This is a genomic window from Mesorhizobium sp. LNJC391B00, assembly GCF_000502535.1.
Lineage (GTDB): Bacteria > Pseudomonadota > Alphaproteobacteria > Rhizobiales > Rhizobiaceae > Mesorhizobium.
In genome coordinates this window covers 23,166-45,057 of record NZ_AYWI01000015.1, presented here as the reverse complement: position 1 = coordinate 45,057, position 21,892 = coordinate 23,166, and the positions used below count along the sequence as shown (strand labels likewise).

18 protein-coding genes and 6 pseudogenes are annotated in these 21,892 nt (G+C 61.0%); 14 read left to right on the top strand and 10 right to left on the bottom strand.

The genetic code is table 11. From position 1 onward, the window contains the following. Positions 1-11 precede the first annotated feature (11 nt). The 5 genes and pseudogenes from X750_RS138455 (at position 12) to X750_RS138470 (ending at position 4,043) form a co-directional block, all read left to right on the top strand. The gene (locus X750_RS138455) at positions 12-470 is read left to right on the top strand and encodes a PaaI family thioesterase (RefSeq protein ID WP_031243555.1); all 459 of its coding nucleotides are present in this window, start codon (positions 12-14) and stop codon (positions 468-470) included. Continuing rightward, positions 470-1,135, top strand: coding sequence for a 5'-methylthioadenosine/S-adenosylhomocysteine nucleosidase (locus tag X750_RS138460; protein WP_023745697.1), 666 nt, complete (start codon positions 470-472; stop codon positions 1,133-1,135). Before X750_RS138455 ends, X750_RS138460 begins: the two co-directional genes overlap by 1 nt. A gap of 55 nt (positions 1,136-1,190) precedes the next feature. Then, the gene (gene guaA, locus X750_RS138465) at positions 1,191-2,753 is read left to right on the top strand and encodes a glutamine-hydrolyzing GMP synthase (protein ID WP_023738283.1); all 1,563 of its coding nucleotides are present in this window, start codon (positions 1,191-1,193) and stop codon (positions 2,751-2,753) included. A gap of 291 nt (positions 2,754-3,044) precedes the next feature. Continuing rightward, a pseudogene (locus X750_RS1000000167185) lies at positions 3,045-3,295 on the top strand (Arm DNA-binding domain-containing protein); the annotation flags it as partial. A gap of 199 nt (positions 3,296-3,494) precedes the next feature. Beyond that, on the top strand, positions 3,495-4,043 hold the full coding sequence (locus tag X750_RS138470) for a hypothetical protein (protein WP_023738284.1): 549 nt from the start codon (positions 3,495-3,497) through the stop codon (positions 4,041-4,043). Positions 4,044-4,215: 172 nt separating this feature from the next. On the opposite strand, the pseudogene X750_RS1000000167180 reads toward X750_RS138470, so the two are convergent. Next, positions 4,216-4,341: pseudogene (locus X750_RS1000000167180) on the bottom strand (MucR family transcriptional regulator); the annotation flags it as partial. Between the two features lie 455 nt (positions 4,342-4,796). Then, complete coding sequence (locus X750_RS138475; RefSeq protein ID WP_023738285.1) at positions 4,797-6,143, bottom strand: family 1 glycosylhydrolase; 1,347 nt, start codon at positions 6,141-6,143, stop codon at positions 4,797-4,799. A gap of 712 nt (positions 6,144-6,855) precedes the next feature. On the opposite strand from X750_RS138475, the gene X750_RS138480 reads away from it, so the two are divergent. From X750_RS138480 to X750_RS138510, 7 genes are all read left to right on the top strand, one after another. Then, positions 6,856-8,070, top strand: coding sequence for an ROK family transcriptional regulator (locus X750_RS138480; protein ID WP_023753922.1), 1,215 nt, complete (start codon positions 6,856-6,858; stop codon positions 8,068-8,070). Further along, positions 8,067-9,320 (top strand): M20/M25/M40 family metallo-hydrolase, encoded by a 1,254-nt coding sequence (locus X750_RS138485; RefSeq protein ID WP_023748614.1) that lies wholly within the window; start codon positions 8,067-8,069, stop codon positions 9,318-9,320. The genes X750_RS138480 and X750_RS138485 overlap by 4 nt, the downstream gene beginning before the upstream one ends. A gap of 31 nt (positions 9,321-9,351) precedes the next feature. Then, positions 9,352-10,413, top strand: coding sequence for a substrate-binding domain-containing protein (locus tag X750_RS138490; RefSeq protein ID WP_023748613.1), 1,062 nt, complete (start codon positions 9,352-9,354; stop codon positions 10,411-10,413). A gap of 68 nt (positions 10,414-10,481) precedes the next feature. Then, complete coding sequence (locus X750_RS138495; RefSeq protein WP_023729114.1) at positions 10,482-11,543, top strand: substrate-binding domain-containing protein; 1,062 nt, start codon at positions 10,482-10,484, stop codon at positions 11,541-11,543. Between the two features lie 35 nt (positions 11,544-11,578). Beyond that, complete coding sequence (locus X750_RS138500) at positions 11,579-12,547, top strand: ABC transporter permease (protein ID WP_023748611.1); 969 nt, start codon at positions 11,579-11,581, stop codon at positions 12,545-12,547. 12 nt (positions 12,548-12,559) lie between these two features. Further along, positions 12,560-13,759 (top strand): alanine racemase, encoded by a 1,200-nt coding sequence (locus tag X750_RS138505; RefSeq protein ID WP_023726201.1) that lies wholly within the window; start codon positions 12,560-12,562, stop codon positions 13,757-13,759. Positions 13,760-13,768: 9 nt separating this feature from the next. After that, the gene (locus X750_RS138510; RefSeq protein ID WP_023748610.1) at positions 13,769-14,512 is read left to right on the top strand and encodes an ATP-binding cassette domain-containing protein; all 744 of its coding nucleotides are present in this window, start codon (positions 13,769-13,771) and stop codon (positions 14,510-14,512) included. A 23-nt stretch (positions 14,513-14,535) separates the two neighbouring features. Here the strand turns inward: X750_RS138510 and X750_RS1000000167175 are convergent. Next, positions 14,536-14,789, bottom strand: a pseudogene (locus X750_RS1000000167175) (MBL fold metallo-hydrolase); the annotation flags it as partial. A 4-nt stretch (positions 14,790-14,793) separates the two neighbouring features. Between X750_RS1000000167175 and X750_RS1000000166060 the strand changes: the two are divergent. Further along, a pseudogene (locus tag X750_RS1000000166060) lies at positions 14,794-14,907 on the top strand (peptide ABC transporter ATP-binding protein); the annotation flags it as partial. A 158-nt stretch (positions 14,908-15,065) separates the two neighbouring features. Here the strand turns inward: X750_RS1000000166060 and X750_RS1000000165135 are convergent. Both X750_RS1000000165135 and X750_RS1000000167170 read right to left on the bottom strand, forming a co-directional pair. Further along, positions 15,066-15,266: pseudogene (locus tag X750_RS1000000165135) on the bottom strand (GMC oxidoreductase); the annotation flags it as partial. A 76-nt stretch (positions 15,267-15,342) separates the two neighbouring features. After that, a complete protein-coding gene (locus tag X750_RS1000000167170; RefSeq protein ID WP_050588819.1) occupies positions 15,343-15,525 on the bottom strand; it encodes a hypothetical protein in 183 nt (60 codons plus the stop codon). A gap of 4 nt (positions 15,526-15,529) precedes the next feature. On the opposite strand from X750_RS1000000167170, the pseudogene X750_RS1000000165130 reads away from it, so the two are divergent. After that, a pseudogene (locus tag X750_RS1000000165130) lies at positions 15,530-16,045 on the top strand (ABC transporter permease); the annotation flags it as partial. A 204-nt stretch (positions 16,046-16,249) separates the two neighbouring features. Here X750_RS1000000165130 and X750_RS138520 read toward each other — a convergent pair. From X750_RS138520 to X750_RS138540, 5 genes are all read right to left on the bottom strand, one after another. Further along, positions 16,250-17,101, bottom strand: a complete 852-nt coding sequence (locus tag X750_RS138520; protein ID WP_023704358.1) for a sugar phosphate isomerase/epimerase family protein — start codon at positions 17,099-17,101, stop codon at positions 16,250-16,252. Continuing rightward, positions 17,098-18,123, bottom strand: a complete 1,026-nt coding sequence (locus tag X750_RS138525; RefSeq protein ID WP_023667740.1) for an ABC transporter permease — start codon at positions 18,121-18,123, stop codon at positions 17,098-17,100. Before X750_RS138525 ends, X750_RS138520 begins: the two co-directional genes overlap by 4 nt. Beyond that, positions 18,120-19,127 carry an ABC transporter permease gene (locus tag X750_RS138530; RefSeq protein WP_023708371.1) on the bottom strand — a complete coding sequence of 336 codons (1,008 nt, stop codon included), beginning with the start codon at positions 19,125-19,127 and terminating at the stop codon, positions 18,120-18,122. The genes X750_RS138525 and X750_RS138530 overlap by 4 nt, the downstream gene beginning before the upstream one ends. After that, entirely contained in the window at positions 19,120-20,634 is a 1,515-nt protein-coding gene (locus X750_RS138535; RefSeq protein ID WP_023704356.1) for a sugar ABC transporter ATP-binding protein, read from the bottom strand. Before X750_RS138535 ends, X750_RS138530 begins: the two co-directional genes overlap by 8 nt. A gap of 80 nt (positions 20,635-20,714) precedes the next feature. Beyond that, positions 20,715-21,707: a substrate-binding domain-containing protein gene (locus tag X750_RS138540; RefSeq protein ID WP_023704355.1), complete on the bottom strand. Its 993-nt coding sequence runs from the start codon at positions 21,705-21,707 to the stop codon at positions 20,715-20,717. Between the last annotated feature and the right edge of the window lie 185 nt (positions 21,708-21,892).

Genomic DNA, 21,892 nt, shown 5'->3' with positions numbered 1-21,892 from the left:
GGGCGATGGCCATGGCAGCAAAGATCGTACCCGCACCCGATTATGAGGACCGCGTCAGGGCGTCGTTCGCGCGCCAGCAGGCGATGGCGACCATCGGCGCCGAACTGACGCTTGTGACGCCGGGCATCATCGAGATAGAAATGCCCTATTCGGCCGCACTCACGCAGCAGCATGGTTTCCTGCATGCCGGCGTGATTTCGACCGCACTGGACTCGGCTTGCGGCTACGCCGCGTTCTCGCTGATGCCGGAAAATTCCGGCGTGCTGACCATCGAGTTCAAGGTCAATCTCCTGGCGCCCGGCCGGGGCGAACGCTTCCTGTTCCGCGGCTCGGTGACCAAGCCCGGCCGCACCATCATCGTCGCCGACGGCCAGGCCTACGACTTTGCCACCGATGGCGAGGCCAAGCTGATCGCGACCATGACCGGCACGATGATGACGGTGGTTGGCCGTGGCGGGATAGCAGGCTGATGGCCAAAATTACGCGAATTGGTGGCAAGGACGTCCTCTTCGTCATGGCGGCGCAGGCCGAGTACGGTCCGCATCTGCAAAAACTGTTCACGCCGCTGATGACGGGCGTCGGCCCGGTAGAGGCAGGTGTGCGGCTCGGCGCCGAACTGTCATGGCTGAAATCCGAGAAGGCGTTGCCCGATCTCGTCGTCTCGCTCGGCTCCGCCGGCAGCCGCACACTGGAGCAGACGGAAATCTACCAGGCGGTCTCGGTCAGCTATCGCGACATCGACGCTTCGCCGCTAGGCTTCGAAAAAGGCGCGACGCCGTTCCTCGACCTGCCGGTGACCGTCCCGCTATCATTCAGGATACCGGGCATTAAAGAAGCCAGCCTGTCGACCGGCGGCGCCATCATCACCGGCGCCGCCTACGACGCCATCGCCGCCGATATGGTCGACATGGAAACCTTCGCCTGCCTGCGCGCCTGCCAGTTGTTCGATGTCCCGCTTATCGGCCTGCGCGGCATTTCAGACGGTGCAGCCGATCTGCGCCACGTTGGCGACTGGACCGAATATCTGCATGTCATCGACGAGAAGCTGGCGGATGCGGTCGCTCGGCTCGAACAGGCCATCGGCTCCGGCACGCTACACAAGGAGCAGCCTGGGCAAGAGTCGGCGCCGCTCTGAAAGTCGGGTTGCGCACCCCATTGCGCCGACTCGTTTCTTTCTCTAAAGGCTCGCCATGACGACAGCCAATCATCCCGATACAGTCCTGATTGTCGATTTCGGCAGCCAGTTTACGCAACTCATCGCCCGCCGCATCCGCGAGGCTGGCGTGTTTTCCGAGATCGTGCCGTTCCAATCGGCCGAAGCTGCCTTCAAGCGCATCAATCCGAAAGCCGTGATCCTGTCGGGCGGTCCCGCCTCGACATCGGACATCGGCAGCCCGCGCGCGCCGCAGATCGTCTTCGATGCCGGCGTACCTGTGCTCGGTATCTGCTACGGCCAGATGGCCATGTGCGTGCAGATGGGCGGCGTCGCCGAAAGCTCGAACCATCGCGAATTCGGCCGCGCCTTCGTCGAGATCGAAAAGGACAGCCCGCTGTTCGAGGGCCTGTGGGCGCCAGGCCAGCGCCACCAGGTGTGGATGAGCCATGGCGACCGCGTCATCTCGCTGCCCAAGGGGTTCGAAGTCTTCGGCAAGTCGGAAGGCTCGCCTTTCGCCATCTTCGGCAACGTCGCGCGCAAGATGTACGGCATCATGTTCCACCCGGAAGTTGTGCATACGCCGGATGGCGCCAGGCTGCTGAGAAACTTCGTGCACAACATCGCCGGCATCGAAGGCGACTGGACGATGCGCGCCTATCGCGAGCATGCGGTCGAGACAATTCGCAAACAGGTCGGCAAGGGCAAGGTGATCTGCGCGCTGTCGGGCGGCGTGGATTCATCGGTCGCTGCCTTGCTGATCCACGAAGCGGTAGGCGACCAGCTGACCTGCATTCTTGTCGACCATGGCCTTATGCGCAAGGACGAGGCCGCCGGCGTGGTGGCGATGTTCCGCCAGCACTATAATCTGCCGCTGATCCTTGTCGACGCGTCGGAAAAATTCATCTCCGCGCTGGAAGGCGAGTCCGACCCCGAGACGAAGCGCAAGACCATCGGCCGGCTGTTCATCGAGGTGTTCGAGGAAGAGGCCAAGAAACTCGGCGGCGCCGATTTCCTGGCGCAAGGCACGCTCTATCCCGACGTCATCGAGAGCGTCTCCTTCACCGGCGGCCCGTCGGTGACCATCAAGTCGCACCACAATGTCGGCGGCCTGCCGGCGCGCATGAACATGCAGCTGGTCGAGCCGCTGCGCGAACTGTTCAAGGACGAGGTGAGGGCACTGGGCAAGGAACTCGGCCTGCCCGAAAGTTTTATTGGCCGCCATCCGTTCCCCGGACCAGGCCTTGCCATCCGCTGCCCCGGCGGTATCACCCGCGAAAAGCTCGAAATCCTGCGCGAGGCCGACGCCATCTATCTCGACGAGATCCGAAAGGCCGGCCTCTACGACGCCATCTGGCAGGCTTTCGCCGTGCTGCTTCCGGTGCAGACCGTCGGTGTGATGGGCGACGGCCGCACCTACGAATTCGTCTGCGCCCTGCGCGCCGTGACGTCTGTCGACGGCATGACGGCGGATTTCTATCACTACGACATGGCCTTCCTCGGTGCCGCCGCCACCCGCATCATCAACGAAGTCCGCGGCATCAACCGCGTCGTCTACGACGTGACGTCAAAGCCGCCAGGCACCATCGAGTGGGAATGATTCAGACCTACCCAAACGCCGCCGGAAACACGCCATTGTACGCCACAACCATTTGATAACACGTATAAATCCATTCGGAGACAATTAGCGACAATCGGTGCGGAGATTGGATTTGACGGACCGGCTGACGGACCTTCCGCAAATTGCTAGCTCAGATTTTTCGAAGTACCGTCAGATCCAATGAGGCTCTGACGGTGTTTTTTGATGCCTTAAGGCACTGAAGATAAAACGAATGTTCTGCCGAAGAGCCTCGAAATTGTACTGACGGTACTTTTCAGGAGGTAGCGGGGAATGCTGACGGACGTCGCCCTTAAAGCCCTGAACCAAAAGTGAAATTCTACAAGATTGCTTACCGCGACGGCATGTATGTTCGCGTCATGCCTAGTGGCGCGATCTCCTTTCGGCTGGATTACAGGCTCAACGGACGCCGCGAGACGGTCTGTCTTGGCAGGTATGGACGGGACGGAATCTCACTTGCCCTTGCCCGAGAGAAGTGTCTCGACGCGAAGCGCGCTATTGGCGAGGGACGGTCGCCGGCGATACAAGCGCCGAGTTGTGACACCGATCACCGGCCGACTTCAGCGCCGAATGGCTACCAAACCAAAGCGATGTCCGGGCCGTCAAGGCCTCTTCTGTCTCGGCCAAGCCGGCCCGGAGCCCGCATTCAGTCACATCCCTTGAACCTGGGTGCAGAGCTGCTGCATCGAAGCCATTTGAGCAGCCGAGTTCGCACCCGAACCCGTGCTGGTGCTGGCGGTCGTATCGCCAGCTGTATTCGAGGATCCCGACGTGCCGGTGGTTGTACCCGAACCAGTGCTGTTGCTGGCCGTGGTGTTACTGCCGGTCGAACCAGAGCTGCCTGAAGTGCCGGTGGCTGTGCCAGAGCCGGTGCCGACACTCGCCGTTGTATCACTGCCGGTCGAAGCCGAGCTACCTGACGTGCCGGTCATTGTGCCAGAGCCAGTGCCGTTACTGGCCGTCATTCTCGAGCAGTCGGAGCGAACCTGTGCCTGCTGTTCAGAGCTCAGGGACGACCAGTTCTTGCGGATCTCATCCTGCGACAGAAGTCTTCCCGAATTGGCGTCGCTGAAGAATGAGCCCGAGAGCTTGCTGTCCCAGCCGCTCGGGATACCGCTTTGGCCTGAGCCGGACGTAGAACTCATACCCGACCCGGCCGATGAGCCGGACGTTCCGTTCGTGCCGCTGGATGTTCCCGACGACTGCGCCAAGGCCGCGGTGGCGAGACAGAGAGAGATCGCTGTAGCTGTCAAAATCTTACGTTTCATGTGAGTCTCCTTTGGGGTTCGACGCCGTTGCGGCGTCGAACCCTAATCTCGAGGAAAGGCACTTGTTCCTGTATAGAGTGGAATTCGATGTCATGATCCTTGTGCACCAGCCCTGGTCTCGAATGCGATGCCGGAGCGCTTCAACGACGACTGACGCCTCAGGCGAGAGCTGTCCGCTACTGGGTGTTAGAGGCGATATGCGGAACGCTTCCCGAATAGTTGGGTGCCACCATCGGGTAATTGCGAGGCAGGTTCCACTTGGTTCGGTAATCGTCCGGATTCATGCCCAGTCGGCCAAGGTGCGAACTGCGTCGGGTCTCGGCTAGAGACAGGAGGGTGGCCTTTGCCGCGGCGTATAGCTCGAGATGCGGAGCTCGTCTCGACCGCGCACACTCAATATGTTTTACGATGACGCCGCCAGATGTCATATGAGCGAATGCCTTTCCGGCGAAATAAATTGCTCCCAGCAGGTCGACGCTCAGCACCTTCAGCCAGCCCGCTCTAGTGAATGCCTCAATGGGTTTAAAGATTATCAGGCCGGCGCGTTGTTGACGATTATTACCAACCTGCCGAACGCGTGAGCGCAAGTCGACAGACCGTGATAGCGGCCTCCCCCGGCGCGCCCCTTGTCGAACCGATGCGCGCCTTCTCGACCTTGCCTCCACCCAGGTCGGCTCACCCGTGCACCTTCGGTACCCAACCGCATGGCGATGGCCAGTCCAATGCCGCTTGCAGCACCGGTTGCAATGCAGTCTTGTTATCCAGGCGCATCGGGTTCGACCTCTTTCTGGGGAGCAGCAAGTGGTTCAGTCCAGCCTTCAGCGACCCGATCCACGCTCAGCAGGCTGCGCGCATAATCCTGTTGCGCGCGAACAATGGCATCGTCTTGCTGTGAGGGAAGAAAGACCGGCAAAGCAAGGCAGACACTTTGTGTGGCCAACAGCTTATTCCAGTTCGCGATCAGCGCCTTGAAAGCGCGCCCCACCGCCCTCGGATTTCGGTCGAGGTCATAGAGGCCGAGCGGATTGATCCGTCCGTTGTTCTCCCGAAGCGCACTGTCCCAGTCCACCTGGTCCGTCAGCGAGTACCAGGTGAAGCCTACGATGGGGATGCCATCGTTGCGGATCCGCAGCACGTTGGCCCACTCTTTCCACAGCCAATAGACGGCCTCGTCTCCATTGGGGCCTTCGCTGATGTTGGTCTCCGTATGCATTACGGGAAGCCGGTAGCGATTGAAGTACTGCCGCGTGATCTCGTCATAGCCAAACACCTCGCCGGACCCGGACGTCGTTCCGTCTGCCCAAACCCGATGTTCGTTGGTCTGGTAATAGTCGGTGCCCATCACGCAATGCCTGCGCAGATGGCTCTCCAGGAAGAAACTGTATTCTTCGGCCGTCATCCCGTTTTCGAGAAGATAGCGATAGGTGTGCGCGTCGACGTCATGACCGTAGTTGAGGTCAAGCGACAGGAAACGCTCGCTGTTGAACCGTTCCGCTCTGCCGACCGCCTCGGGAGAATCGGCGTGGAAGTATTCCGAGGATTCGCTCTGTATGAAGATGGCGTCCGGCCGCACCTCGAGGATCGCCCGCATGGCAAGCACGTTCGCCTTCACGATGTGCTTGAGGGCGGTGACGAAAGCAGTGTCGCTGCTCAGTTGTTCGTTCCACCATCCCCAGCGAGCCGAAAAGGTGGCGCAGATGAACATCTCATTTATTGGAGTGAAGAGCTGGATCCACGGATAGCGCATCGCGAAATCCCTGGCGTAGTGCTCGAATAGTGTCGGAAAGTCCGGGTTCTGGAAGTTGCCAACCCAGTCCGGCACGCCAAAATGGCAAAGGTCGACGATCGGAAGAATGTCTTTCGCCTTCAGGTCGGCGAAGGTCTCATCGGCGAATGCCCAATCATAACGTCCATCACCCAGCCACGTTTTGTGGATGGGAGGTCCGTAGCGGAGGAAATGCACCCCGAGATCCTGGACCAGTTCGAAGTCGGTGCGCCATCGTTCGTAGAAGCGGCATTTTTCCATTTCGTCGACGCGCTCCCGGCCTTGTCGAATGGTGGGGGTGCTGTTCTCGATGCCGGTGGCAAACATGAACGTGAACATTGATGGTCCTTAGCCAAGGCGGAGATGCCCGCGCTTGGTCAAACGTTCAGTGCTCGACGCAGTTCCTGCAAGACTGCTTGTCAAGTTCGGTGGCGCCTGGCAACCACGTGCCTGAAATTGGCGGAATTCTATCCCACGGTTCAAGCGAGCAGCTTGCGCCGAATATGATCGGACTATGCTGGACGGAGAGGTCGGCTTCGGGCCAGCCCAGTTGGCGTCAAACGGGTCTTTGCGAGTTAAGGCGGTATGGTAGTTATCCACGTTTGCAAACTGCAAACGGACGTTCCGCGGCCGGCCCCATTTGAGCCATTCACTGGGAGGCAGACCCGCGGTACATCACCGATATTCTCGAAGCCAATAGTTAGTCTCGTTCATCGTCCTTTGGTTCGACAGACCCATACGAGAGATACGAGAGATATGGACCGGCGAACCATCCGCTGTATTGATCTCCTGTAGAAAACAGTGACCCTCAGAGACTAGCATGATCGTTATTTGTCAATGCGTTACGAAGCTGTTCGCCCAATTGATTCAAGAAGCTGATCCAGCCACTCGCTGATCGCATTTTATCTTCTGCCGAACGGCAGCAACGCGCCTGAATCCTGCCTCCGGATCAATGTTCGCGTACGCAAAAACGGCCGCTCGCGAACATACATTGACAGGTCCAGTTCCGAATAATAAGTTCGGTCATAGAACGAATTAACCGGGGTTCAATGTGACTGACCTGCCGCGCATATCCCGTCAGTTCTCACAGCGCTCCGTGATGGAAGCGATCGTCCAGGGCGGGCCGATCTCCCGCGCCTCGATCGCCAAGCTGACGGGCCTGTCGAAGCAGACCATCTCCGAAATCATGCGCGGGCTCGAGCAGGAGGGCTGGGTCCAGGAAACCGGCCGCACCAGCGGCCATGTCGGGCGCACCGCCGTCACCTACGAACTGGTCCACGACGCAGCCTATATCATCGCCGTCGACCTTGGCGGCACCAAGGTGCGGGTCGCGCTGACCGACCTTGCCTGCCAGATCTTTGCCGAAGCCGCCACACCGACCGATCCGCGCGGCGGCCAGTTCGTCGTCGATCAGATTGCAGCGCTGGCCTTCGATGCCGCGGCCAGACAGCACGTCGCGCGCAAGAAGATACGCCTGGCCGTCATCGGCGCGCCTGGCGCTCCTGACCCGGCCACCGGCCGCATTCTAATGGCGCCGAACATTGCCGGCTTCGACACAATGAATGTGCTGGATGCCTTTGAAGAAGCGCTCGGCGTCGCGGTGATGATCGAGAACGACGTCAATCTCGCGGTGCTTGGCGAGAACTGGCTCGGCCAAGGCCAGGGCATCGACAATCTCGCCTACATCGCGCTCGGCACCGGCATCGGCAGCGGGCTGATGCTGGGCGGTCATCTGGTGCGGGGTGCTGGGCACGCCGCCGGCGAGATCGGTTTCATGCCAATCGGGGCCGATCCCTTCGCCGAGGAATCACTGCGCACCGGCGCATTCGAACGCGCGGTGGCCACCCACGCCATGACCGATCGCTACCACGCCCTCGCCGGCAGGCAGGTCTCCGTGCCGGCAATATTCGAGAATGCCGCGCGTGGCGACAAGGACGCGCTCACCGTGCTCGACGAAACTGCCCGCCATCTGGCGCAAGGCGTTGCGGCAATCGCGGCGATCGCCAATCCAGAAAAGTTTATCCTCGGCGGCTCGATTGGGTTGCGGCCCGAAATCCTGTCCAGGGTGCAGGCGCTTCTGCCGCTATGCTTCCCCTATCCGGTCAGGGTCGAGGCGAGCGAACTCGGCGCACGCGCAGCCCTCATCGGCGCGGCGGCAATCGGCCTTGGCCAGTTGCACAACACGCTGTTCGGCGTCGACGCGCCTGATGGCCGGATTTCGCTGCCGCCTGCCCAGGCCGCCGCCCTGAAGGAGGCCGCGATATGACTCACGATATTGCCGCCCGCCTGCAGGCAGCGCTCGACCGCGACGACGCACTAACGCTGTTTCGCCGCGCCATCGGCCGAGAGAGCATCACCGGCAACGAAGCCAACTTCGTCGACTTCCTAGAAGCCAGGATGCGCGACCTTGACCTCAGCGGCCTGACCAGGACGGAATTCCTTCCCGGGCGGCCCAACATCTGGGGCGAGCGCAAGGGGGCCGACCAGGGAAAGCGCCTGCTGTTCATCGGCCATACCGACACCGTCCATGTCGACGGCTGGCGCGAGCATTGGGCAGGCACCCAGCGTGAGGATCCGTTCGCCGCCCCGATCATTGATGGTGCTGTCTGGGGCCGAGGCTCCGGCGACCTCAAGGCCGGCATCATTGCTTCGCTTGCGGCACTCGCGCTGCTCGACAAGGCCGGCGTTCGCCTCAAGGGCGACGTCGCCTTTGCCTTCGTCGGCGACGAGGAGAGCGGCCAGCCCGGCACCGGCATTTCCGCCGGGATCAAGCACTTCGTCGGACGCATCGAGACCGGCGAGGTCACAGCACCCGATTTCAGCGTCTATGTCGAGCCGACCCGCCTGGCCGTCTATGCGGCGCAGATCGGCTTCTTCATCACCGATATCTCGATTACCGGCAAATCTGCCTATTTCGGTGTGCCAGAACTCGGCAAGGATGCGCTCCGTGCAAGCCATGCCGCGATGACGGCGCTTTGGAAGCATTCGGATGAGGTCGCCGCGCGCGCCGAGCACAAACTGGTCGGGCGCGGCTTCCTGCTTATCACCGGGCTTGCCGGCGGCGGCTACATTGCCGTTCCCGAGCGCTGCACGCTCTCGCTGATCCGCAAGCTGTTGCCTGGCGAAGACCTCGACACCGCCGCTGCCGAGATCGAGGCTGCCGTGCGCGGCGCGATCGCCGATCCGGATATTTCGGTAGAGTTCGCCTACCCCGCCGGCCGCGACCACAGGCTGGGCGGCACCGCTGCCGAGATCGGCGAAACGCGGGCGGAAGTCGCCATGCTGTCCGACGCGATGGCTGGCGCAATGAGCGGGCGCGGCGTCATCGAGGGCGCACCGTTCTGGTCGGAGTCCCCCTTCATCATCAATCAGCTCGGTATTCCTGCCGTCTATTGCGCGCCCGGCGACATCAGGAATTGCCACACATTCGAGGAGCACGTGGATGTCGAGGAATATTTCGCCGGCATAGTCGGCTTCGCCGCCTTCATGGCCCGCTACTGTGGCGTGGCCGACTGAACCACCAACGAAGCAAAATGGGAGAACTGACATGTCGATGAAGACACTGATCGCCGCCGCCTTTGCCGGCGGATTGATGCTTGCCGCCGACCCAGCTTTCGCACAGACGGTCGGCCCGCAGGGCGAGAGCGCCACGCCAAGTGCCGACGTGATCCTAAGCGACGCCGACATCGCCGCGCTCAAGGACAAGGGCTACAAGGCTGCCTTGCTCTGGCACACCTCGTCCGATTTCACCAATGCGGTAACCGCCGGCGCCACCGACGAATTCGCCCGCGCCGGCATCACCATTGCGGTCAAAACGGATGCCCAGTTCGACTCCGCCCGCCAGCGCAGCGACATCGAGACGGCGTTGGCCGCCAAGCCCAACGTCATCTTGGCCCTGCCGCTCGACCCGGTCACCTCGGCAGAAGCCTTCCGCCAGGCGGTCAAGGACGGCACCAAGCTGGTGTTCCTGTCCAACTTGCCCAAGGGCTACAAGCAGGGCACCGATTACGCTTCGATCGTGACTGACGATCTATTCCAGATGGGCAAGCAGGCTGCGGACGCGATGGCCAAAGCGATCGGCGGCAAGGGCAAGGTCGGCTACATTTTCCACGACGCTGCCTACTATGTCACCAACCAGCGCGACCAAGCCTTCAAGACCACCATCGAGAAGGTCTATCCCGACATCAAGATCGTCGCCGAACAGGGCATATCCGACCCGGCCCGCGCCGAGGAACTGGCCAACGCGATGCTTTTGCAACATCCCGATCTCGACGGCATCTACGTGACCTGGGCCGAGCCGGCCGACGGCGTGCTGTCGGCGCTACGCGGCGCCGGCAACGCCAGGACCAAGATCGTCACGCTCGACCTCGCCGAGCCGGTCGCGCTCGACATGGTCAAAGGCGGCAATGTCGCAGCCCTCGTCGCCGACAAGGCCTATGAACTCGGCCGCGCCATGGCTGCTTCCGGCATGAAGTCGCTGCTTGGCCAGCCGACACCGGCCTTCGTCGTCGTCCCGGCCCTGACCGTCACCAAGGAGAATGTCGCGCAGGGCTGGAAGGACTCGCTCAACCGCGACGCGCCGCAGCCGGTGCTCGACGCGGCCAAGTAAGGCTCTCGCTCCGGCGCGGCCCGCCGCACCGGAGCTTTTCTTCGACACAACAAAAAGGGAACCGGGACATGCGCAAAGCATCTGTAATCATAACGACAGTGGCGAGCCTGCTAGCCATGCACGCCTTCGCCGCTGAAGGCGTCACCACAGGACCGAATGGTGAAAAGCCGGTGCCGGCGAGCAGTCTTACGCTGACGCCAGCCGAAGAGCAGCAGATCAAGGACGGCAAGTTCACCGCCGCCCTCGTCTGGCACGAGATGAGCGAATACACCAACGCCGTCAACGCCGGCGCCCATGACGAATTCAAGCGCCTCGGCATCGAGGTGGTGGCGCAGACCGATGCCGGTTTCGACGCCGCGCGACAGAAGGCCGATATCGAGACGGTGATGGCCAAAAAGCCGTCGATCATCCTGTCGCTTCCCGTCGATCCGGCGACCGCAGCTTCGGTCTACGATCCGGCACGCCAGGCCGGCGTCAAGCTCGGCTTCGTCGACAATTCCCCGGCCGGCTACAAGCAGGGCAGGGACTATGTCACCATCGTCTCCGACGATCTCTTTCAGATGGGCAACAAGGCCGGCATCGCCATGGCCGAGGCGCTCGGCAAGAAAGGCAAGATCGGCTACATCTTCCACGATGCCGACTTCTACGTCACCAACCAGCGCGACCAGGCCTTCAAGAAGACCATCGAGCAGGACTATCCCGATATGAAGATCGAGGCCGAGGCCGGCATGGCCGACCCGGCGCGCAGCGAAGACATCGCCCAGGCGATGATCACCCAGCATCCGGACCTGGACGGCATCTATGTCACCTGGGCCGAACCGGCGCTGAGCGTGCTTTCGGCCTTGCGCGGTGCCGGCAACACACACACCAAGATTGTCACGCTCGACCTCAACGAGCCTGCCGCGCTCGACATGGTCAAGGGCGGCAACATCGCGGCCCTCGTCGCCGACGAGGCCTACAGCATTGGCGTGACGCTGGCGCGCGCCTCGGCAGGTTCGCTGGTCGGCAAGAAGGCCGAACCATTCTATGCCGTAGATTCCATCGCCGTCACCAAGGACACGGTGAAGGACGGTTGGAAGAAGTCCCTCAACAGGGACGTACCGGCGGCCATCGCGGACGCGGTGAAATAGGCTCGAGGCGAAGCGCTCACCACCGGAGGGATAAAATGTCCAGTGCCAACACCAGTGCCGGTGGCAGCTTCGCAAGCCGCTTCAATCTGCAGCAATATGTCGTCTACCTCGGTTTCCTGGCGATCTTTCTGTTCTTCGCCATTGTGCTGCGGGACAGCGGCTTCCTCACCGTCCGGAATTTATCGAACATCGTGTTGCAGACGACGCCGGTCACGATCATGGCCATCGGCCTGGTCTTCGTCATGTCGGCCGGCGAAATAGATTTGTCGATCGGCTCGATCGTGGCGGTGGCGGCCCTTGCAGCCGCCGTCACCATCAACGCGTACGGCATGCCAGCAGGGATAGTCGCCGGCCTCGGCGCCGGCCTGCTGATCGGCGTCATCAACGGCGTGCTGGTGGCGTATGTCAGGCTGCCCTCCTTCCTGGTGACGCTGGCGACGCTCGGCCTGTTCGCCGGCGTTTCGCGTTCGATGACAGACCTTCGCTCGATCTCGGTGACCAACGAAGCGTTCACCGGCTTCTTCGGTTCCGGCTCGCTGTTCGGTGTCCCCTCACTCGTCTGGTGGTCGGTGATTGCCGTGGCCATCGGCCACCTGGTGTTCCGCGAAACCCGTTTCGGCGCGCATGTGCTGGCGACCGGCGACAATGCCCGCGCCGCAAGCGTATCGGGCATCAGCGTGCCCAGGATCAGGCTCGCCGTGCTGACCATCAGCGGCGGGCTCGCCGGTCTTGCCGGCTTGCTCTATGCCGGTCGCCTGCAGGCGGCGAAATATACTCTCGGCGAAACCGACCTGATGACGGTCATCGCCGCCGTCATCGTCGGCGGCACGCTGCTCAATGGCGGCAAGGGCTCCGTGGTCGGCGCGCTGGTCGGCTCGTTGATGATGGGCATGCTCAACAACGGCCTGATCCTGATGGGCCTGTCGGTCTCCGACCAGATGATCGTGCGCGGCCTCATTATCCTGACCGCAGTCGCCGTGTCGCTGCGCGAAAAGAACCGCTGAAGGAAGCCATCCATGTTTCTCGAGATTCTGCGCCGCCGCAACCCCGCCTTCATCGAATCAGCTATCCGGTTGCACCAGCAAGGTAAGCTGCCGGCCAATGCTTATGTGCTCGATCTCGACACGGTTGAGGCCAATGCGCGGGTTCTCAAGAGCGAGGCCAACCGCAACGGCCTGAAGATCTTCGCCATGACCAAGCAGGTCGGCCGCTCCTCGTCGTTCTGCCGGGCTGTGACGCGCGGCGGCATTGACCGCGCGGTCGCCGTCGACATGGCTTGCGCCCGCGCCACCCACAAGGCAGGCATGAAGCTTGGCCATCTCGGCCATCTCCAGCAGGTCGCAAAATTCGAAGCGGCGGCTGCGGCGAAAACCTTCAAGCCGGACTACTGGACCGTGTTCAACGATACCAAGGCTGGGGAAGCGGCAACAGGCGCCAAGGCGGCCGGCTATGTGCAGGACCTGCTGGCCCGCATCGCCGCCGAAGGCGATATCTTCTATCGCGGCCATGAAGGCGGTTTCAATGCCGCCGACATTATCGATGTCGCCGACCGGCTGGATGCCGTCGAAGGCGGCCGTTTCGCCGGCATCACCACTTTCCCTGCTCTGCTGTTCGACCATGCTTCGCGAAAAGTGCTGCCGACCCCCAATCTGGCGACGCTCGCGAAAGCTGCGGAAGCGCTGGCTAAGGCAGGCCGCAAGGACATTGAGATCAACGCGCCGGGCACCACGTCGAGCGTTATGCTGGCGGCACTCGCCGAGGCCGGCGCGACGCAATGCGAGCCGGGCAATGGACTACATGGCACCACCGCGCTGCATGTCATGGAAGATTTGCCGGAGCTGCCGGCGGTGCTCTATCTCACCGAGGTCTCGCATCTCTCCGGCGGCAAGGCCTATTGCCTTGGCGGCGGCTTCTACATCGATCCGATCTTCCCCGACTACGACGTCAAGGCGATCGTCTCGGCTGAACCGACGACGGCAGGCTCGGCACTGCGCAGCGTCGAGGTGCCGCCGCCCTCGGCGATCGACTATTACGCCATGATCGATGCCGCCGGCGCGAACGCGCCGAAGCCTGGCGACAGCGCCGTGTTCGGCTTCCGTGGCCAGGCCTTCGTCACCCGCGCCCATATTGTCGGCGTGTCGGGCATTTCGACGGACAATCCGAAAGTGGAAACCATCGAGAACGGCTTCGGTGAACCCTATGCCTGGCCAGTCTAGGAGAAACACATGACGGTGAGCGCGCCCATCCTTCAGCTGCACGACATTCGCAAGAATTTCGGCGGCATCACCGCGATCGAGAGTTTTTCGCTCGAGGTTTTCCCGGGCGAGATCGTTGCACTCGTCGGCGACAACGGCGCCGGAAAGTCGACGCTGGTCAAGATCGTCTCGGGGCTCCACCCGCCCTCGTCCGGCACCATCGTCATCGAAGGAAAACCGGTGACGATGTCGAATGCCACCATGGGGCGCGCGCAAGGCATCGAGGTCGTCTACCAGGACCTGGCGCTGGCCGACCAACAGACGGTCTACATGAACATGTTCCTCGGCCGCGAGCCGCTGAACTGCCTCGGTTTGCTCGACCGCCGCCGCATGATCGACGAGACCGAGAAACTGGTGAAGGAACTGGACGTGCGCATCCCCTCCGCCCACGCCACTATCCGCGATCTCTCCGGCGGCCAGCGCCAGGGCGTTGCGATCGCGCGCGCCACGCATTGGGCAAGCAAGCTGATCCTGCTGGATGAGCCGACGGCGGCGCTGGGCGTTGCCGAAACCGCCCGGGTGGAGTCTATCGTCCAGTCGCTGAAGCAGCGCAATGTCGGCATCCTGATCATCAGCCACAGCCTCGACCAGGTCTTCAAGCTCTCCGACCGCATCTGTGTTCTCAGGCGTGGCAAGCAGATTGGAATTCGCGAGACCGCGAAGACCGATAAGAACGAGATCATTGCCATGATCACCGGCCTGCAGCAGCAATAGCAGGAACCTCTCTGAGAGCCCCCGCCCGAGATCCGGATGTTGTCGGCGATCACGCGATCGATCAGCTTGTGCCGCCTGGTGATCGCCATCGGCCCGTCCTGGTCGTAGCTGCCTTGCCACTCCGGATGCGGCGCCAGCAGCGCTGGCACATACATCGTGTCGGCCGAAATCATGCGCTGTTCCTTGCCGTAGTTTGCGAGGTAGACCGAGTGGCCGGGCGTGTGGCCGGCGCAGCGATGATCTGGAAGCCGGGCGCGACTTCGGCGCCGTCATGGATGCTGTTGGAACTGCTGCGTCTGGTGAAGCTGCCTGCATCGCCTGAATTTCTCCAGGCGTATCCGCACCAGCTTTCTGGCGGCCAACAGCAGCGCGTTGGCATCGCTATCCCAGTCTCGATTTGATAGGACCTATGCAATGTATGGCGGCGCCGACATCACCGTGCCGCCCGGCGGCGTCAAGCTGTCCGGTTTCGGTCGCGACAAAGTCGCTGCATGCGCTGGACAGATACACCGTCTCAAAACAGCCTGGATTTCTCTGGGCTGCCCGTTTCTCGCTAAGCGCTGCCGAGGATGAAATCGGCGCACCGATCGGCGATCATGATCACCGGCGCGTTGGTGTTGCCGCTGATGAGACGCGGCATGATCGAGGCGTCGCAGATGCGTAGGCGCGGCACGCCGCGCACGCGCAATTGCGGGTCGACCACCGCCTGGTCATCGGTGAACATCCGGCAGGTGCCGCAGGGGTGATAAACCGTCTTGGTTCGAGGATGTGGTCTGTTATGGACTGATCGGAAAGGTCGGCGGCCCCGCCCGGCGACAGCTCCTCGGCGATCACCGCCTGCAGGCCGGCTGACGCAGGATGGTGCGGGCGATCTTCATGCCGGCGAGCAGCAGGGCAACACGCAAGATGCGACGGCAGGCTTTCCCTACGAAACCCGCTTCGAGGATCTGGAATATCTCACCACCGGTCGCACCGATCTGGTTTCGGTTCTTACCAACAATGCCTACCTCCATTCCCATTCCTCATTCTTTTGTCTTCCTGCTTGTCCTGGCGGCGGTGATGTTGGTCGTTCTGCACCGTACCGCCTTCGGACTATACCTCTACGCCGTCGGCAAAAATGAAGAGGCCGCGCGGTTTTCGGGAATCCGTACCGGCCGGGTGATCATCTGCGCCTATGTGATCTGCGCCGGGCTGACGGCGCTGTCATCCATCTTTCTCGCAATGTACACACGCTCGATCCTGCCAAGCTCGCACGGCAATTTCTACGAGCTCTACGCGATCGCCGCCGCCGTCCTTGGAGGGTTCTCGTTGCGGGGCGGGGAAGGCTCAATCATTGGTGTGGTGCTTGGAACGATCTTGCTGCAGGTGCTTCAGAACCTTGTCAATCTTCTAGGCATTCCCTCCTCACTCAACTTTGCCGTGAGTGGATCGGTGATCCTGATCGGGGTACTGGCCGACCAGGAATACACAGAGTTTCGAAAGCGCCGCGAATTGATGCGGGGCCGGCTCGCAACCGCCGAAGGTAGGCTGTGATGCCCGAGCCGATGAAATAGATTGTTCACGGCAGTTGCGATCGCCGACCGGTTGGCTGCTTGCGCCCGGGGGGCAGCCGAAGGCCGGGATCTAAAACGCCGCAATATCGCCTCTCGAGCGGCTCCTGCTTCGAAGGCAGTCGCCGCAATGTCGATGCAGTCGGCTCATGATGTGCCGAGTTTCGATCTCGCATGGCGATGTAACTTATGCGATCAGCCCGTACTGCCGTGCCTTGTTGCGCAAGAACGGCAGACCGTTGCCCATTACAACCGCTTCACTCTCGGCCACCGGACGCCACACGCTGAGGCCAAACGCCAGACGCGGATCCATGTTGATGAAGCTCTCCATCGCGAGCCCGCCCTTGAAGCCGATCGCGGCCAGCGTTGCGAACGTCTCATCCCAATTGCAATTGCCCTCGCCTGGGGTGCCGCGATCAGACTCGGAGAGGTGGATATATTTGAGGTAATCGCGGGCGACGATAATACCGTTGCCCATACCTTTCTCCTCTATGTTCATGTGATAGGTATCAAGGTGCACGAACATATTGTCGGCGCCGACTCTCTCGATTAGTGCCACCGCCTGAGCCGCGGTGTTGATGATGTGGTTCTCGTAGCGGTTCACGGCTTCAACACCGAGTTCGATGCCGCGAGACTTGGCTTGCGCGGCGGCGGACGTCATCACTTTCGCAATGTTATCAAGTTCGTCCTGCGTAGGTGGCACGCCAGTACGCTCGCCGATGCCGCCATAGATTACGCCGCATAGCGCCTGGGCTCCGATGTCGGCCGTCTTGTCGATAGCCACCTTGAGAAAGTCAATCGCCTCCTGTGGGTGGCGCGATGCCCACGCATATTCGGGCAACCCTAGCGAGCACACCGCCTGCATGCCATTTGCCGCCAGCAGCTTGCGGGTGTGATCGGCATCGCAAGAAAATGGATCGGCCAGCGAAATTTCAATGAAATCGAGATCGTATTTTTTTACCGCCGCTACAGTGTGCTCGGCGCCCTCTACGGACCAACCACTCGTCCACATGCTCGTATGAACGCCAAAACCCTTCATCGTGTTATCCTCATGAAATTGAGCTGCCCGGCAGCCCACCGCAAGATCATGACGCCGATCAGCATGATGCCCCAAATGGCTGTGGCCAGGTGCTGGCTGGCGCCCAAGAGATTCAGTCCCGAAGAAAGCAACTGCAAAACGATGAGGGCTAGGAAGACCGAAACGACCTTGCCGAAGCCGCCAAACGGATTCACCCCGCCCAAGAAGCAGGCAAGCACCGTAATCAGCACATAGGACTCGCCATGGCCGACACGGACGGAATTGAATCGTGCCATCATGATAATGCCGGCCAACGCACACATGGCGCCAGACAGCGCGTAGATCAGAATGATCACGCGTCGCGTCGAGATGCCGGAATAGCGCGTCGCCTCGATGTTGGAGCCGACCATATAGTTTGAAAAGCCAAGCCTGGTTCGGGTCATCAAGACATGCCAGACGATGACTGCGCCGAGCAGTATCAGCAGCGGGACAGGAATGCCGACGATGCTGCCGTGACCCAGGGGCTGGATGAATTCGGGAAAGCCCGAAATATCGGCGCCGCGGGTCAGAAACTCGCCAAGGCCGCGCAGGAAAATCATCACCGAGAGCGAAACGAGGATGGGGTGCGCGCCGGTATAGGCTATCACCGGGCCCATGACCAAGCCGCTTGCCGTGCCAACGCCGACCGCAAGAACGGAACCGAGTAGAAAGGCATAGATGCTTGCGTCCGGTCCTCCGTTGGCCTGAAGAACCCAGGCGAGCGTGAGGCCACAGAGATTGGCCGTGAACGTCACGGCGAGATTGATGCCGCCCGAGATGATCGGCATCAACATCGCGAGCGTAAGCAGTCCAAGTTCAGGCAACTGGAAGGCCACCGATTCAAAGGTAGCTTTGGACAGGAATCGCGGCGAGAGAGATCCGAAGAATGCAATCACCAAAATCAATGCCAGCAAAAGTCCGATATTCTCGGCGCCCAACGTGCCGGCAAGACGGCGCAAGAATCCGTGCCGTAGCGCTCCAGTTTCGAGCACGCGCTGCGTCATGTACCCATCCTCTGCCGCAAGCCCGCGAGGATATGCCCGAGCGGCGCGTTGGACAGCGTGATGGCAATCAAGATGATCGCCCCGACGATCATCTTGAAAGCATAGGGAGAGATGCCGAGGAGGTTCAGCCCGTTTTGCGTCACCGACACAAGAAACACGCCAAGGATGCAACCGAGCACGGTGCCGCGCCCGCCACCCAGCCTGGCACCGCCAAGGACAACAGCTGCCAGCACGTCCAGCTCGCGCCCCACCAATGCGTTGGGCACGACTTCCTGGGAATAGTGCACCTGCACAAGTCCCGCGATCCCGGCCATCAAACCAAGCCAGCCGAAGGCAATGAAGTGCATCGCCGCGATGTTGATACCGAGGCGACGGGCGCCCTCCGGGTTATCGCCAAAAGCGTATAGCTGCCGTCCCGTGGTGGTATACCGGATAAGCCCCCAGGTGGCGGCGACGCAGACCGCCATGATCGCAACCGGCAGTGTTAGCTCGGCCCAATTGCCATTCGCCTGTTGGACCTCGAAAAGCACAGTGCGATGCGTCCACCATGCAGGCAGATTGTAGATCGATACACCGTGCGTGAAGAACATCAGCAGGCCGAAAAAAATATTGAAGGTGGCGATGGTGACAACGATTGAAATGATCTGGAAATAGTAGATGAGGCCGGCGTTCACCGCACCCAGGGCGAGCCCGACAATTGCCGCCAAGGTGAGGCCGATGAACCAATCACCACCTCCCATTTGGGCTAGAGCCAGCGCCACAACGTATTGAACCACTGACGCGGCCACAGCGAAGGAGATGTCGATGCCCCCAGCGATCAACACCACCAGCAGCCCAACCGCGAAGATCAGATTTGTCGAGCTTGTGTTGAGCAGATTGAAGAGATTGGCAATGGTGAAGAATTTGTCGCTCGCAACGGAGAGACCTGCGCTCATGATGAGAAGAACCACAACGAGCCATGTCTCGGTGGGATGAGCCCGGAAGAGCTTGCCGCGGTTACGCATAGACGGCAGCTTCCAGGTCGCCGAGCGGGATGGCGTGCGGATCGTATTCGGCGACTATCTTGCCCGCAGCCATATGAAGGATACGATCGGCGTTGAAATAGACCTCCGGCACTTCATCGGATATCAGCAGAATCGCCAGGCCTTCGGCAGCGAGCTTGGCGACAATCTCGAAGATGCCGGCCCGCGCGCCAACGTCCACCCCCACGGTTGGCGAATCAAGAATGATCAGTTTCAGGCCGACCGCCAGCCATTTGGCGATGGCCACCCTTTGCTGGTTGCCGCCCGAGAGCGTGGAAATCGCATCAGTCTGCCGCCCGACTTTTATCGCCAATTCCTCGATCCAATGATTGACGAGCGCGTCCTTCTTCTCCGAGGAGATCAGCCCTCGATCAAGGATCTTGTCGAGCACCGGGATAACGGCGTTGTCGGCGATGGACTGAGCTTGTATGAGACCAAGGGACAAGCGGTCTTCGGAGAGATATCCAATACCCGCGCGGATTGCGTCGCGGTTGGAGTTCAGATGAAGAACCGTCCCGTTGAGTGCGATGCTGCCGCGGTCTGGGCGCAGCATGCCGAAAATAGAAAGCGCGAGTTCTGTGCGACCGGCGCCGAGTAGCCCGGTCAGGCCAAGCGTTTCACCGCGCCGTATTGTCAGCGAAACGTCGTCATAGTCGCCTGCGCGGGTCAATCGATCGATCTTCAACACGACGGGTGATCCACTAAGGTTTCTCGTGCTCACGGTTTGGTCGAACGTCTTGCCGGTCATCAGTTCGGTGAGGCGTGATTGGGTCATTCCGGCGGTCGGGAACACCCCAACGACCTTACCGTCGCGCAGAACGGTGACGCGACTTGAGATCTCCAGAACTTCCGCAAGGCGATGGCTGACGAAGACGATGGCCATGCCTTCATTCGAGAGTGTTCGAACGATCGCGAGCAACCGGTCTGTTTCCGATTGAGTAAGCGACGATGTGGGCTCGTCCATGAAAATAACCTTCGCATCGCCGGCGAGCGCCCGGGCGATGGCGACGATCTGACGTTGGGCGATTGCAAAGCTACGCAGAGGCGCGTCGACATCGAGGTCGGCGCCAAGCCGCGCCAACAGCCCTCGCGCCACCTCGCGAATGCGCGAATGATCGACGAGCCGAGGCATGTTGCCGAGGACAGTTCTGATCCCGATATTTTCCGCGACTGTCATTTCAGGAAACAGTGCGAGGTCCTGCCAGATGACTTCCACCCCGGCGCTGCGCGCCGCAGCCGGCGACATGATGTCGACAGACTTTCCGGCGATCGACATGTTTGCGCCGGCTAGCGGCTGACAAACGCCGGTGATTACCTTGATCAGGGTGCTCTTGCCGCTGCCGTTCTCACCGGCGATGCATTGCACTTCACCCGGGAGAACCTCGAAGGCGACATCCTGGAGGGCTCTAACGCCACCAAATGTGACGCTTATGTTGCTAAACGACAGAACCGATGGGAGGTCCTGCGTCGTAGACGCGACGAGGTTCACGGCGGGCCCTTCTGAAATGACAAGGATGGGGCGTGCCGGGATTGATTTGCCACCCCGGCACGCCAGCCATGGTCCGCCATCTAAAGCCCTAGGGCTGCAAGACCATCGACCGTTTCGACCGTGATAGGCTGCACAGCGTCCACGATGATGGTGCCGGTTTTGAAGTCAGGGTGAACGACACCCAGACCTTCGATCGTCATGCCGTCGGTAATTTCACCGCCGCCCGCCAGAAAATCAGCCATCGTTACGAATACTTTGCCCGCTTCCAGAGGATTCCACATATAGCCGCCGTCAATAATGCCGGATTTGAGCATTGCGCTGCCTTGGCTAGGCGAGAATGAACCGACAAGAACCACCTTGTCACCAAGCTTCTGCTCCTCGATCGCGCGTCCGGCGCCGATCGGTCCCTGACTGCCGAACGTCAGGAAGCCGCCGAGGTCAGGATTGGCGGCAAGCACATCCAGAGCCGTCTTTCGGCTGTCATCGGCGCTCTCGGCGACGCCATATCTGTCGCCAACCATCTGCATGTCGGGAAAGTTCTTCTTCAGGTAGGCGATTGCAGCATCGGCCCAGGCATTGTGTGCGGGCACAGTAAGAGAACCTACGTACACAACGTACTTGCCTTTGCCGCCCATTTTCTCGGCAAATAGCTTGGCATGGGCCTCACCGAAACCAACGGCCGAGACCATTTCGAAGTCCCAATCAGCGTTCACCTGGTCTGGCGATTCATGGGTTATGACCTTGATGCCCGTGTCGCGCGCCTTTTTTAGAACCGGCTCGAGAACGTTTGCATCATTCGGCACGACGCCAATTACGCTGACGCCCTGAGCTATCAGGTCTTCGATCGCGCGGACCTGAAGTGCCGGGTCGGCGCTGGTCGGCCCGACCATGAAGCCGTCGTCGCCAAGCTCTTTCGACTTTTCCTTTATTCCCGTTTCCATGGCATTGAACCAGGGAATGCCGCCGATCTTCACGACGACTCCAACCTTGACGTCCTTTGCCAGCGCAGCATTCATTGTGGCGACCGAAAGGGCTGCGCCGAACGCTGCCGCGAGTATAGTTTTTGCTAACATTTAATTCCTCCCTGATTGACGAGTTTTTCAGTTGCCTATTGCCCATGTCGGCTTTGTTTGGCCCACCCCTTTGTGCCCGACGGCATTGACGCACTCGGCGCCGCATTCCTCCCAGAACGCGCCATAAAAGACTTTGAATGCCGGCCGGTCAAGGTGCTAAATAGATTTAGCAAGGCGGTCACGCC